This is a genomic window from Pontibacter brevis (assembly GCF_054779655.1).
Genome location: NZ_BAAGXV010000088.1, coordinates 64,591 through 78,735, shown reverse-complemented (window position 1 = coordinate 78,735; position 14,145 = coordinate 64,591). Strand labels below are relative to the sequence as shown.

The following is a 14,145-nucleotide window of genomic DNA, read 5'->3' as shown; positions in this document are numbered from 1 at the left end:
CCAAACATGAATTCATGGCTGAGAAGCTTTCACATACCAGCATCACCCCTTAATCTTATGAGACATAAACTTGTTTTTATTTTACCGTTCCTGCTGCTCTTTTTTGTAACTGCTTCCCTGCGTGCCGATGACGGGTACAGGCTGTGGCAGCGGTATGATAAGATAGCGGATGCCGCCAAGCTGAACAGCTACCAGCAAGCCTTGACGGAAGTGGTTTTTGAAGGAAATTCGCCCACCCTGCTGGTGGCGCAAAAGGAGCTGAAAAACGGCCTGAGCGGCTTGCTGGGAAAAGAAGTGCCTGTAGCCCAAAGGATGACACAGGCAGGAGCGCTTGTCGCAGGCACGCCGGCTAACTCAGCACTTATTCGTTCGCTGCAGTTAGAGAACAGGCTGAAGCCGCTGGGGCAGGATGGCTACCTGCTGCTGACAACAAACACGAACGGAAGAAAAAGCACCGTGATTGCCGCAAACAACGATATCGGCGTTTTGTACGGCTCGTTCCATCTCTTAAGGCTTCTGCAGACGCACCAGGACATCAGCAACCTCTCTGTTGTAAGTGTCCCCAAAATCCAGCACCGGGTGCTCAACCACTGGGACAACCTCGACAGAACTGTGGAACGCGGCTATGCCGGCTTCTCGCTCTGGGACTGGCACAGGCTGCCAGGCTACATCGACCAGCGCTATATCGACTATGCCCGCGCCAACGCCTCTATCGGTGTCAACGGTACGGTGCTGACGAACGTGAACGCCAATGCCCTTGTCCTTACAAAGGAATATCTGGTAAAAGTAAAAGCCCTGGCAGATGCCTTCCGGCCATATGGCATTAAAGTATACCTCACCGCCCGCTTCAGTGCCCCGATGGAGATTGGCGGCATGAAGACCGCTGATCCGCTGGACCCGCAGGTGCAGGCCTGGTGGAAGGAGAAGACAAAAGAAATTTACAGCTACATTCCTGATTTCGGCGGCTATCTGGTGAAGGCGGATTCGGAAGGACAGCCGGGGCCACATAACTACAAGCGGACACAGGCAGATGGCGCAAACATGCTGGCCGATGCCGTGGCACCCCATAACGGTATTGTGATGTGGCGTGCTTTCGTATACAGCGAGCACACGCCAGATGATCGCCACAAGCAGGCCTTCAATGAGTTTAAGCCTTTAGATGGCAAGTTCCGGGACAATGTGCTGGTGCAGGTAAAGAACGGTGCCATCGACTTCCAGCCGCGCGAGCCATTCCACCCGCTGTTTGGCGCCATGCCCAATACGAAGTTGATGATGGAGTTCCAGATTACGCAGGAGTACCTGGGTCAGGGAACAAATCTGGCGTACCTTGCTCCCCTCTACAAAGAAGTGCTGGAGTCGGACACCTATGCCAAAGGCAAAGGCTCAACCGTAGCCAAGGTAGTGGACGGAACACTGGACAAGCACCAACTGTCAGCCATCGCAGGTGTCAGCAACATCGGCACCGACCGCAACTGGACGGGGCACCAGTTCGCGCAGTCTAACTGGTATACCTTTGGGCGCCTGGCCTGGGACCACTCCCTCACTTCTGAAGCGATAGCCGACGAGTGGATAAAGATGACATTCACGAACAACAACCAGTTTGTGGCTCCTGTAAAAAGGATGATGCTGAACTCGCATGAGGCTGTTGTGAATTATATGACGCCGCTTGGCCTGCACCACCTCATGGGCTGGTCGCACCACTATGGGCCGGGACCGTGGATAAAAGACAAGCCGCGTGCCGACTGGACCTCTGTGTATTACCACCAGGCAGATGAAAAGGGTATTGGGTTTGACCGTACCAAAACAGGCAGCAATGCGGTGGCACAGTACTTCCCTCCTGTACAAAAGCAGTTTGGCAACATCAAGAAATGCCCGGAGAAGTACCTGCTGTGGTTCCACCACGTGCCGTGGGATTATAAAACGAACTCAGGCAGAATACTCTGGGATGAACTGGCCTACCGTTATTCCGCCGGTGTAGACACCGTGCGCCAGATGCAGCAAACCTGGAATACAGTGGAGGGTATGATAGACGAGGAAAGATTCAACCACGTGAAAATGCTGCTGGCCATTCAGGAGCAGGAAGCCAAGTGGTGGCGCGATGCCTGCCTGCTTTACTTCCAGACCTTCTCTAAAAGACCAATACCAAAAGGCCTGGAAGAGCCGGAGCACTCACTGGAGTATTATATGCAGCTCGACCCGAAGTTTGTCCCCGGGATTTAATCAAGACACTTATATCAGATATGAACGAAAATTCCACATCAGAACAAAAGGTAGCGATTGTAACCGGGGGAGCATCCGGGCTTGGCTACGCTATTGCTGAGAAGTTTGTACAGAACGGCATCCGCACCATTGTGATTGGCCGAAACCAGGAAAAACTGGATGCTGCCAAAGAAGCCTTCGGTGAGTTGTGCTCTACTATTTCCTTTGACCTAAGTAACCTGCAGGGGATACCGGATCTGGTAGAGGGTATTGCCAAAGAGTACGGCAGAATTGATATTCTGGTAAACAACGCTGGTATTAACATGAAAAAGCCGTTCACGGAGGTGACAGACGAAGATTTCCAGAAAATCATCCTCACCAATGTAACAGCTATTTTCTCACTGAGCAAGGAAGTAGTCAACGTGATGCTGCCGCGGAAGCAAGGTGCTATTGTCAACATCAGTTCCATGGCTTCGCAGTACGGTATTCCGAAGGTAATTGCCTACACTGCCTCCAAGTCTGCTATTGAGGGAATGACCAGGGCCATGGCGGTAGAGTTGTCTCCGGAAGGCATACGGGTAAACTGTGTTGCTCCTGGCTTTATTGCCACCGATATGTCGGCCAAAGCACTGAACAACGACCCGGAGCGCAAGAACAAGGTGCTGTCCAGAACACCGATGGGCAAACTGGGTGTGCCGGCAGATGTGGCGGACGCCGTGTATTTCTACGCCACGGAAGGGGCAAAATATGTAACCGGCACCGTGCTGCCAGTAGATGGCGGTAACTCCATCGGGTTTTAATAACAGCCTCCTACACAAATAAACACCCCTCAATCAAGAAATCTTACAAATGAAATTATACAAAACGTTCGTTGCTCCTTCCCTTGTAGCTGTCTGCCTTGCAACTTCCTGTGCCGACTCCAACCAGGCAACCACAGAAACTTCAACGGCAGAACAGGTAACTGCAGCGGCTCCTGTTACTCTTAAAGAAGCATTTAAAGATGAGTTTTATGTGGGCGCTGCTTTAAACGGGCGGCAGGTGAGTGGCAACGATGAACAAGCTGCCAACCTTATCAGGCAGCACTTTAACACCATCAGCCCGGAAAACCTCCTGAAGTGGGAGTCTGTTCACCCCAAGCTGGATACATATAACTTTGAGCCAGCAGACCAGTACGTGGCCTTAGGCGAGCAAAACGATATGTTTGTGGTGGGGCATACGCTGGTATGGCACAACCAGACGCCGAAATGGGTGTTTGAGGATGAGCAGGGAAACCCGGTTAGCAGAGAAGTGCTGCTGAAGCGCATGGAAGACCACATCAAAACAGTAGCAGGTCGCTACAAAGGAAAAATTGATAGCTGGGATGTTGTGAACGAAGCCCTGAACGACAACGGCACACTGCGGCAGTCAAAGTGGATGCAGATTATTGGGGAGGATTACCTGCAGAAGGCATTCGAGTTTGCCCGTCAGGCCGACCCAGAAATGCAGCTGTATTATAACGATTATAACCTTTGGAAACCTGCAAAACGTGATGGTGCCGTACGCCTGGTACGCAACCTGCAGGAGAAGGGCATCAAAGTGGATGGTATCGGAATGCAGGGGCATTATGGCCTGACAGAACCTTCCTTAGAGGATATAGAGGCAAGTATCAAAGCGTTCTCGGACCTGGGGGTGAAGGTGTCCTTCACCGAAGTAGACATTGACGTGTTGCCAAACCCAAGCGGCAGAGCAGGCGCAGACATTGATGCGACCTTCGAGTTTGACGAGAAGTACAACGTGTACACCACAGGCTTGCCAGACTCTGTGCAGCAGCAGTTGACGCAGCGTTACGCAGAGCTCTTTGAGCTGTTTAAAAAGCACAGCGATAAAATTGACCGCGTTACCTTCTGGGGCGTGACAGACAATGATTCCTGGCTAAACAACTGGCCAATTCAGGGCCGCACCAGCTATCCGATGCTGTTCGACCGCCAGTATCAGCCGAAACCAGCCTACAATGCTGTGCTGGAAGTCGCTACGAAATAAGAAATTTCAGCAGGCCCCCGGAGCCTAAGAATATCTAGGCTCAGGGGCTTTTTGCCGTTGTTGGTGTTTTTCACCAACAACAAAACGCTACAGCTCTAATAAGTGGGTTGTTGGTGAAAAACACCAACAACAGCGAGAGCTTTAAGTCAGGAAGTGAAGAAGCGCCTGGGGAATGATTTCAAAAGAATTAATTCCCCAGGCGCTTCTGTTTTCGGTAAGTACCTTGGGGGCTTCAAGAGGAAGCCAGGCGCTTCGAAGAGCCTCTGACAATTAAGTGAGGATCGAGCACAATGCGCTCCGGCAGGTTGTTGTATAAATCCTCTGATCGCAGCATCTTTAAAAAAAGCTCGGCGGCGGCTTCTCCCATAGGTATCGTTTGCTGATCAATGGAGGACAAACCGGGAGTGACCAGGGCAGCAAACGATTCATTTGCAAAACCAATGACGCCCACTTCCTCCGGCACCTGCACATTATAATCCAATAGTTGCTGCAGCACCCCCATGGCTGTAAAATCTTCGAGGGCGAAAACAGCATCGAAGGCTACTTTCTTCTGGTATAGTTCCTTTACACACTGGCGGCCAAATTCAAGCGAGAAGTCCCCGTACAGGATGAGGCTCTCGTCTACAGGCAGGTCATATAGCTGAAGAGCATCTACATAGCCTCTCAATCGTTCTTTAAAAATGCCGATGGTTTGTCCGGCTGTGATATGCACAATGCGTTTGTAGCCCTGCCTGATTAAATGCTCTGTGGCCAGAAAACCACCTCTGTAATCATCTATCGTTACAGCAGGTACCTGAAGCCCTTCTGCAATCCGGTCAAAAAACAGGAGCGGGATCTGTCGCTTCTGTATCTCAGCGAAGTGCTCATACCGGGTCGTTTCTTTGGCGACAGAGGCAATGATGCCCGCTACTCTTGAGTTCAGGAATGTTTCCACCCCCTTCTTCTCGCTTTCATAGGACTCATTCGACTGGTAGAGCAGGATGCTGTAGCCGTTTTCATTCATGATTTTTTCAATACCATGCACCACCGAGCTAAAGAAACTGACATCCAGGCTGGGCACCATGATGCCGATGGTGTCGCTGTGGCCGGAGCGGAGAGAGGAAGCCAGTTTGTTTTGCCGGTAATTTAGCTTCTGAGCTGCCTCCCGCACCAACTTTTTAGTAGCCCCACTGATGGCCGGATGGTCATTCAGTGCACGGGCTACAGTTGAAAAAGAAATGTTCAGCTCTTTCGCAATGTCCTGTATGGTAACTTTTTTCAACGGCTTGTACTAAGAATCAGAAATAGAGAGTTAGCAAATGTAAAACTTCTTTCTTTTTTGTGCAGGTAAATAAAAGGTGTATTTGCTACACTTATTTAAGTTTAAGTAAGTAAACACTTGTTAATGTAAGTAAAAGTTTTCAAATTTATGCCAACGTTGGCATGGAAGAGAGCATCTTCCTGAAAAACGGGAAAAGGAAATAATAAGCCGCTCAAACAAAAGCAAAAATGTTATTATTAGGTATAGACATAGGTACTTCTTCCATTAAGGTGTCGGTGGTGGATGCGCAGTCGCAGAAAACGCTTGCTGCGGCACAATACCCGGATACAGAATCGGCCATTACGTCCCTCCAGCCAGGTTGGGCAGAGCAGTCGCCGGAGATGTGGTGGGAGCATACACAGCAGGCCATTCGCAAGGCAAACGCCAGCGGCAACTATAATCCACAGGATATCAGCGCCATTGGTATTGCCTACCAGATGCATGGCCTGGTCGTGGTAGACAAGGAGCAGCACGTGCTGCGCGATTCCATTATCTGGTGCGATAGCCGTGCCGTGGAAATCGGAAACAAAGCCTTCGATGCCATTGGACATGAGAAAAGCCTTTCGCACCTGCTCAACTCTCCGGGTAACTTCACGGCCTCCAAACTGGCCTGGGTAAAGGAAAACGAGCCGGAGACCTACAACAGAATTTATAAAATCATGCTCCCGGGCGATTTCATCGCCATGAAACTCACCGGCAACATCACCACAAGCCCCTCTGCGCTTTCAGAGGGTGTGTTCTGGGATTTCAAGAAAGATGCACTGTCGGAGGATGTGATTCAGCACTTCAAGTTTGAAAAGTCACTTATCCCGGATGTGAAGCCTGTGTTTTCAGAGCACGGCCGCGTGAAGCAGGAGTTCACCGATTCTCTAGGTTTGAAAGCGGGCATCCCGGTTACTTACAAGTCCGGAGACCAACCAAATAACGCACTGTCTTTGAACGTGCTGAATCCGGGTGAAGTAGCCGCCACAGCGGGTACATCCGGCGTTATCTATGGCGTAAGCGATCAACTGGTGTACGACCAGCAGTCAAGGGTAAATACGTTTGCCCACGTGAACCACGCCACCAACGAAAAGCGGGTGGGGGTGCTGCTGTGCATCAACGGAACGGGCATCCTGAACAGCTGGGTGCGGCACAACGTTGGCGGAGGCCAGGGCTATAACGCCATGAACGAGTCGGCGGAGAAGATCGCGGTGGGTAGCAACGGCCTGCGCATTCTGCCTTTCGGTAACGGTGCCGAACGCATGCTCAACAACAAGATTGTAGGGGCGCATTTCCACAACATCGACCTGAACCTGCACACGCAGGCCCACATCTTCCGGGCTGTGCAGGAGGGTATTGTGTTTGCTTTCCGCTACGGCCTGGACATCATGCGTGAGAATGGCATGAACCCGCAAGTGATACGGGCGGGGCAGGCAAACCTGTTTTTGAGCCCGCTGTTTGCTCAGGCCTTTGTGGATGCCACGGGCGTGCCTGTTGAGCTCTACCAGAATGATGGCAGTGTGGGGGCGGCTTTAGGCGCCGGCATCGGTTCCACGGTGTTCGCTACACCGGAAGAAGCATTCAGCAACTTCAATCCGGTAAAACTAATTGAACCGAAGGCTACAGCCCAGTACGAGCCTATTTACCAGGAGTGGAGAACGCTTCTGATGGACCAACTGAACAAGAAATAAATCAACACTAAATTTAAAATACATTACCATGGCAAATCCATTAATAGGAGAAAAAGAATATTTCAAAGGTATAGGACAGATAAAGTTTGAAGGTCCTGAATCTGATAACCCACTGGCATACCGCTGGTATGACGAAAACAAAGTTGTAGCCGGAAAAACACTGAAAGACCACCTGCGCTTTGCAGTGGCTTACTGGCATTCTTTCAACGCAAACGGCTCTGACCCATTTGGTGGCCCGACTTTGCAGTTCGCCTGGGACGAGAAATCTGATCCTGTTGAAAGAGCAAAAGACAAAATGGATGCGGCTTTCGAGTTCATCACCAAAATGAACATGCCGTACTACTGCTTCCATGATGTGGACGTGGTGGACTATGGCAACGACATCGCTGAAAACGAAAGACGCCTGCAGGCTATGGTAGAATATGCCAAGCAGAAGCAGCAGGAAAGCGGCGTGAAACTGCTTTGGGGCACTGCCAACGTGTTCTCACACCAGCGCTACATGAACGGTGCCTCTACGAACCCTGATTTCCATGTGCTGTCGCATGCCGCCGCACAGGTAAAAGCAGCGCTGGACGCTACCATCGCACTGGATGGCGAGAACTACGTATTCTGGGGCGGCCGTGAAGGCTACATGACCCTGTTGAATACCGACATGAAACGTGAGCAGGAGCACCTGGCCCGTTTCCTGCACACGGCAAAAGACTATGCCCGCAAGCAAGGCTTTAAAGGTACTTTCTTCATTGAGCCGAAGCCAATGGAGCCAACCAAGCACCAGTATGACTACGATTCAGCTACCGTAATTGGCTTCCTGCGCAAGTACGACCTGCTGAACGATTTCAAAATCAACATTGAGGTAAACCACGCCACACTGGCGGGCCACACGTTCCAGCACGAACTGCAAGTTGCTGCTGATGCCGGCCTGCTGGGCTCTATTGATGCCAACCGCGGTGACTACCAGAATGGTTGGGATACAGACCAGTTCCCGAACAACCTGAACGAACTGACAGAGGCGATGCTGGTGTTCCTGGAAGCCGGTGGCGTACAGGGCGGCGGTATCAACTTCGATGCGAAGATCAGAAGAAACTCTACTGACCCGGCTGACCTGTTCTATGCCCACATCGGTGGTGCCGACACGTTTGCAAGAGCGCTTATCACAGCAGACAAAATCCTTTCTAACTCTGACTATAAGCAAATCCGCCAGGAGCGCTATGCTTCTTTCGACAGCGGCCAGGGAAAGGCGTTTGAGGAAGGCAAGCTAACGCTGGAGGACCTGCGCCAGTTCGCTATCGAGAACGGTGAGCCTGAGCTGAAGAGCGGACGTCAGGAGTACCTGGAGAACATAATAAACCGCTACATCTAATACCTAAATCAGTAAATAAACCCTTTTCCAGTTGATTAAGATGAAGAACGAAAAAGAAACGGCGGGGCAGAATATTCCCTATGTTGCCGGGATTACGCTGATCGCCACTCTGGGTGGATTACTCTTTGGGTACGATACAGCCGTTATTTCGGGTGCGGAGCGCTCTGTGCAGGCCTATCTGGTAGACAGCCTGGGGCTGAGTACCTGGGTGCATGGCGCTACTATTTCGAGTGCCCTGATCGGGTGTATTATCGGCGGTGCCATTTCAGGTGTTTTTGCATCCGGAATAGGCCGTAAAAAGACCTTGATCATAGCGGCGATTTTGTTTTTTATATCTGCCTTAGGGTCAGGTTATCCGGAGTTTTTGTTCTTTAACGAAGGCGAGCCCACCATGGGCTTGCTTTATATGTTTAACTTTTACAGAATAATCGGTGGAATAGGGGTAGGCCTGGCGTCCGCTGTTGTTCCGGTATACATTGGTGAGATAGCTCCGGCTAACATGAGGGGCCGGTTGGTTTCCTTGAACCAGTTTGCTATCATCTTCGGTATGCTGGTGGTGTATTTTGTGAACTGGGGCATTGCCAGCGGGGAGTCTGTTGAATGGCTTAACAATGTAGGCTGGAGACGGATGTTCCTTTCGGAGGCTATTCCGGCAGGCCTGTTTGGGGTTCTGTTGCTTTTTGTTCCTGAAACACCTCGCTACCTGAGCATGGCGGGCAGAGATGAAGAAGCGTTGAAAATCTTGGCAAAAGTGAACGGGACTGAAACTGCTAAAAGGATCTTTGCTGATATCAAGAATACGGTAGAGCACCACTCCGGCAAGCTGTTTTCTTACGGAAAGACCGTGATTGTAATCGGTGTTTTACTTTCCGTGTTCCAGCAGTTTGTGGGTATTAACGTGGCCCTGTACTATGCCCCTAGAATTTTCGAAAGCATGGGTGCTGGTAAAGATGCCTCTATGCTGCAGACGGTGGTAATGGGTGTTGTAAACGTATTCTTTACTGTTGTTGCTATTCTTACTGTAGACAGATGGGGTAGAAAACCGCTGTTGATGGTAGGCTCCGTAGGCATGGCCATTGGTATGTTTGCCATTGCCGGTCTTTCTTATTACGAGGTAATCGGAATCGGCACGCTGGTCTTCATTATCATCTATACGGCATCTTTCATGATGTCGTGGGGACCAATCTGCTGGGTACTGATATCGGAGATATTCCCTAACAAAATCAGGGGAAAAGCAGTAGCTGTTGCCGTTGCGGCGCAGTGGGCTGCCAACTTCTTTATCTCCGCCACTTACCCGTCTATGATGGAGTTCAGTGGGGCTGCTACCTACGGCTTCTATGGCCTGATGAGCGTGCTGTCCTTCCTGTTTGTGTGGAAGATGATTCCTGAAACCAAAGGTAAATCCCTTGAGGAAATGGAGCAGCTTTGGAAAGGAGAAGCAAGTCCTGTGCGTGAATCAAATGCAATGGCAGGCAGATAGAATTCCAGGCTTGATCGAAACTTAATGAAAGGCTCTCTGTAATGGAGAGCCTTTTTTTTATAGCTTGACCGTCTCCAATCTTATACCACGATTAGTTCATACGCATTACATTTTGCTTCATTGCAGATTCCCCTCCTTGGAGGGGATAGGGTAAGTTAAAGAATGGCTTCATGTTCAGCACACATTTTATAAGGTATCAAACTTGATTTAATCATCTTTGTAAAATGATACCACTTTTGTCAAAGCTCCTTCCGTTTTTGTCTAAGCTGCCGTAGTGAAGGCTTATCCAGCGGCATCAGACCTACTGCTTCATTGCTGTTGCACTGTGCTCTCTAGGCCGAGGGGCCTCGTCTTGGGGGTAGGGGCCCTCTATAAGGGCATCGCGCTGTGTATTTGAAGCTGCCGGGGGTAGGGGCCCTCTTTAGCTCCGCTGCGGGCTGCCTCACTGCGTTCGGCACCGCATCAAATACAAGGCGCTCAACCCAAAGACTGGAATCAGTTTCACTCCGTGCTGGCTGTTTTTGGTAATATACTTTAGAAAGGCATAACTATGGAAAAAGCAGTGGTTGACCTGAAGCAGCAGACTCCCCTCCTTGGACAAGGAGGGGTAGGGGTGGTTTGACCCGGTACATCAGACAAAGCAAAGGTGCTGTGCAATTGATTAACGCTACTTTGTTTGTTACTGCTACCTCATATCTATCAACAGCTCATCCTTCTGGGACTGAAAAAATGAATATTGTGCTGTGTAGCTTATCAAAGTGATGAAAATTAAAAGCGGCTGCCCTAATTAGAGCAGCCGCTTTTAAATTGATAAGGAACCGACTACTTCGTAATCATCATACGGTTTGTAAAGGTTTTGCCACCAGCGTTAATACGATACAGGTACGTTCCGCTCGGCAGGTTGCTGCCGTCAAACTGTACCGTGTGCTGACCAGCTGCTTTCGCTTCCGAAACAAGCGTATTTATTTTCTTGCCCAGTACATCAAATACTTCCACTGTAACAAATCCATCCTGCTCTACCGCATAGCTGATAGTAGTAGACTCAGAGAATGGGTTAGGGTAAGTAAAGTTCTGTGTCCACTGCTGCGCGCCTGCTGACTGCATGCTTGAAACACTTACAGTAGACAGCGACTTCCAGCCCTCGAAAGTGCGGGTAATCACTACGGCAAAGTCGGCACGGGTTACATCCTGCAGCGGTTTAAAGGTTGCGTGCAGTGTTGGCTCCAGGTCGTATGGGCCTTGTGTAACAGTATAGTAGGCGTTAATTAGTCTCAGATCCAGTGCGACACTTACAAAGCCCTCTAAGCCAGCCGGAATATCTTTGGCATCCTCTATGGCGTAATCTTTACCGTCCACGTTAACAGTTACAGTTTTTCCGTTACGCTTCAGCGCCTCTTCCTGTAAGCCTAAGGCCTGCACCAGAGAATATGCAAGGCTTGCTCTGTTCACATTGCCGTTTGGAGAGAATTTGCCGGCACCAGCAGGCAGCACAACGCCACCAAATGCATGGAAGCCATCTCTTAACGCTGCACCCTTCGCTGAAACTGACTCTGCCAACAGAAGCTGGTCTGACTTCAAATCGCTGAAAGAAACGGCTCCTGTAGTAGGCATAAACTGACGGACTGCCTGCCCCATCACGAGGTAGTCGGCTAGTTGGATGCGATTCAGTGGCTCATCCGGCTTATAGCTTCCACCGCTCAGGCCATCTGCCAGACGTGCGCTAACGGCCAGCCTGATAGAAGCCTCCGCCGGGTGTCCGGCAATATCACTCAATCCTGTAGCGCCTGTAATCTGTTTTGTTGTGACACTGCCACTGATTTGCTCAGGGAATGCAACGCCGTTTAGGCCTGAGATTTTGATTGTCCAGGTGCCAGCCATAGGGTTCGCTACTGCTACAGCACGGTCCTGGTACAAAGTGAAGGCTACAGAGATACCTGATCTGTATTCTGTTCCGTTAGGAGATATGAGGCTTAAGTTGACAGGGTTGCCTGTCTCTCCGGAAATACCGCCCGCTATTATCTTGGCATCAATACCGGTTGTGCCATCTGCCACTGTAAAGGTGCTGGTGTTTCCGGCTGTCAGAACAGGGTCAAAGCTAATGGTGAAAGGCACTCTGTCTTCTTTCACGTTGATGTTGCTGTTGAATGTTCTGCTGATGTTAAGTGATGAGCCAAAGGAAGTACCTCTGAAGATATGATCTACTGCGGCATAAGCGTTCACGTAACCGGCACCAACCTCCCACGACTCGCGGCCGGGCATGTTCGTAGCTGTTTGCTGCAGGATGTTCTTCACCTGGTCAGCTGTCAGAGCAGGGTTTGCATCCAGCATGAGTGCTACAATCCCTGCCACGTGTGGTGTAGCCATAGAGGTACCGCTCATATGTGTATAATAAGGAACTTCAGATGCTTCCAGTACTTCTAAATCTTTCTGTGTGGCAAGTGAGGAAACAGGAGCAAGCACACGTGTTGAAACGACGTCTACACCCGGACCTACTAAGGTTGGTCTGTTCTCATATGTCCAGGTTCTTCCTCCGGCTGTAAAAGTGCCTTTGTCGCCTTTCAGGCCTCTGGATGAGAAGCCAATCAGTCTGCCGTATCTGTCGCCGGCACCCACTGATATAACCCATGGTGCTACGGCATATGGGTTGTGCGTGTCGGCACCCGGACCTGAGTTACCGGCAGCAAACACAGAGATGATGTTTCTTTCATAAGCCTTCAGGGAAGCTACGTTCACAGGATTGTCTGGATTAAACTTGCCTGATGTACCCCAGGAGTTGCTGATTACCCTGATGCCGTAACGGGCCTGGTTCACGATTGTATAGTCGTAGCCACCAATGGCATCCAGGATAAACAGCGCTCCGCCGGAGCCATATCCAATCAGATCGGCGCCAGTGGCAACACCTGCGTACTTCCCATTCGACATGGTGCCAAGTCCTCCTACAGTACCTGCGCAATGTGTGCCGTGGCCGGAGTTGGTGTCAGTGTTCGGAACATTCTCTGCCCAGGTAGGAGGCGCCAGTGTCGTGAAGCTATTCAGGTTGGTAGAGCCCATTACGTTCTGCTTCAGGTTCTTTCCCAGCTTCAGGTCTTCATGGGTGCCATCCACGCCACTGTCGTTGATCACCACCGTAACGCCTTTGCCGGACACAGGCATACCGCCATTTCTGGTGGTCATCTCCATATCCAGCCTCAGTCTTTGGACCCCTGTCAGATGAGTATCATGGTAGTTGTATAAAGTAAGCTTCTTATTCAGGTACAATGAGCGCACCTGTGCATCCTGAGCTAAGGCATCTACCTGTGCTGCTGTAGCCAATACGCCGGCTATTGGGAGAGACTGAAAAACAACCCCAGATGTAAGGCCAAGGCTGTTGAGTAGCGAGAGGTTTGCCTGGGTGGGAGCGCTGTCTCCATGAAAGGTTACGACTACTTCTACAGGTACAGTGGCCGACTGTAGCACCTGTCGTAACTCAGGGTCTATGGTAACCTGTGCAAAAACACTGTTTGCAAACAGGCATAAAATAGTTAAACAAGATAAAATTAACTTCATAGGTGAGATGTGTTAGAGGAGTTAGTTAAAATAGTAATTAAGGAATATTTAAAACTGAACGGTTTGTGAAAAATGTTTCTGGAACATTGAGTTATAATGATATGAGCCTTCTCCGGCAAGCGCCTGTTTTGCAATAAATGCTCTAATAACGGCTTCGGTATCAGAAGGTTTTATGGTTCTGATGTGCAGGAATGGCCTTCGGTGGGACTGGAAGGTAATGCCTGCTTTTTGGGATAATAGCAAGAAAAGAATAAAGTAGTGCAAGTAAAAGGAAACTTGTTAGACAAGGGTAACTATAACTTTTAAAAGATAATGTTTAACGTATTGTTTAGGATAAGGATTTATCTTTTGAATAGACTTGAGCTTTTAATGGTATGAGCATCCTATGTTATCTGCAGGTAACATTTTTGACATGGTGATTTTTTATCCAAAAAACCACCATGTGTGTTTGCTGACTGTTAAAAGTGAAGCAGGGAAAAAATATTTTTTTTCCTGCTTTTTCTGTTGTGTAAGGGCGCAGTGCCTGCTCCTCCTGCAGCACACGTTAGATAAGTGCGACATTAAAGGG

Annotated in this window: 8 protein-coding genes; 6 read left to right on the top strand and 2 right to left on the bottom strand. The window is 49.9% G+C overall.

What is annotated here, in order from left to right; genetic code table 11:
- Positions 1–57: 57 nt before the first annotated feature.
- Genes ACYVB1_RS19695 through ACYVB1_RS19685 form a run of 3 tightly spaced genes read left to right on the top strand, consistent with a single transcriptional unit; the run spans position 58 to position 4,218 of the window.
- Complete coding sequence (locus tag ACYVB1_RS19695) at positions 58–2,220, top strand: alpha-glucuronidase family glycosyl hydrolase (RefSeq protein WP_460925526.1); 2,163 nt, start codon at positions 58–60, stop codon at positions 2,218–2,220.
- A 20-nt stretch (positions 2,221–2,240) separates the two neighbouring features.
- Positions 2,241–2,999: an SDR family NAD(P)-dependent oxidoreductase gene (locus ACYVB1_RS19690; RefSeq protein ID WP_460925525.1), complete on the top strand. Its 759-nt coding sequence runs from the start codon at positions 2,241–2,243 to the stop codon at positions 2,997–2,999.
- Between the two features lie 49 nt (positions 3,000–3,048).
- Positions 3,049–4,218: an endo-1,4-beta-xylanase gene (locus ACYVB1_RS19685; RefSeq protein ID WP_460925524.1), complete on the top strand. Its 1,170-nt coding sequence runs from the start codon at positions 3,049–3,051 to the stop codon at positions 4,216–4,218.
- A 232-nt stretch (positions 4,219–4,450) separates the two neighbouring features.
- Here ACYVB1_RS19685 and ACYVB1_RS19680 read toward each other — a convergent pair whose 3' ends face one another.
- Positions 4,451–5,479 carry a LacI family DNA-binding transcriptional regulator gene (locus ACYVB1_RS19680; protein WP_460925523.1) on the bottom strand — a complete coding sequence of 343 codons (1,029 nt, stop codon included), beginning with the start codon at positions 5,477–5,479 and terminating at the stop codon, positions 4,451–4,453.
- A gap of 227 nt (positions 5,480–5,706) precedes the next feature.
- On the opposite strand from ACYVB1_RS19680, the gene ACYVB1_RS19675 reads away from it, so the two are divergent.
- From ACYVB1_RS19675 to xylE, 3 genes are read left to right on the top strand one after another with little or no spacing between them, the layout of a single operon-like run.
- Positions 5,707–7,191 carry a xylulokinase gene (locus ACYVB1_RS19675; protein WP_460925522.1) on the top strand — a complete coding sequence of 495 codons (1,485 nt, stop codon included), beginning with the start codon at positions 5,707–5,709 and terminating at the stop codon, positions 7,189–7,191.
- 28 nt (positions 7,192–7,219) lie between these two features.
- Positions 7,220–8,551: a xylose isomerase gene (gene xylA / locus ACYVB1_RS19670; protein WP_460925521.1), complete on the top strand. Its 1,332-nt coding sequence runs from the start codon at positions 7,220–7,222 to the stop codon at positions 8,549–8,551.
- 40 nt (positions 8,552–8,591) lie between these two features.
- Positions 8,592–10,031 carry a D-xylose transporter XylE gene (xylE, locus tag ACYVB1_RS19665; protein WP_460925520.1) on the top strand — a complete coding sequence of 480 codons (1,440 nt, stop codon included), beginning with the start codon at positions 8,592–8,594 and terminating at the stop codon, positions 10,029–10,031.
- 822 nt (positions 10,032–10,853) lie between these two features.
- Here xylE and ACYVB1_RS19660 read toward each other — a convergent pair.
- Entirely contained in the window at positions 10,854–13,577 is a 2,724-nt protein-coding gene (locus tag ACYVB1_RS19660) for a S8 family serine peptidase (RefSeq protein ID WP_460925519.1), read from the bottom strand.
- Positions 13,578–14,145: the final 568 nt, after the last annotated feature.

Coding starts and splice junctions, on each gene's coding strand:
- ACYVB1_RS19695 (WP_460925526.1), top strand. CDS start 58: ATGAGACATAAACTTGTTTTTATTTTACCGTTCCTGCTGCTCTTTTTT.
- ACYVB1_RS19690 (WP_460925525.1), top strand. CDS start 2,241: ATGAACGAAAATTCCACATCAGAACAAAAGGTAGCGATTGTAACCGGG.
- ACYVB1_RS19685 (WP_460925524.1), top strand. CDS start 3,049: ATGAAATTATACAAAACGTTCGTTGCTCCTTCCCTTGTAGCTGTCTGC.
- ACYVB1_RS19675 (WP_460925522.1), top strand. CDS start 5,707: ATGTTATTATTAGGTATAGACATAGGTACTTCTTCCATTAAGGTGTCG.
- xylA (WP_460925521.1), top strand. CDS start 7,220: ATGGCAAATCCATTAATAGGAGAAAAAGAATATTTCAAAGGTATAGGA.
- xylE (WP_460925520.1), top strand. CDS start 8,592: ATGAAGAACGAAAAAGAAACGGCGGGGCAGAATATTCCCTATGTTGCC.
- ACYVB1_RS19660 (WP_460925519.1), bottom strand. CDS start 13,577: ATGAAGTTAATTTTATCTTGTTTAACTATTTTATGCCTGTTTGCAAAC.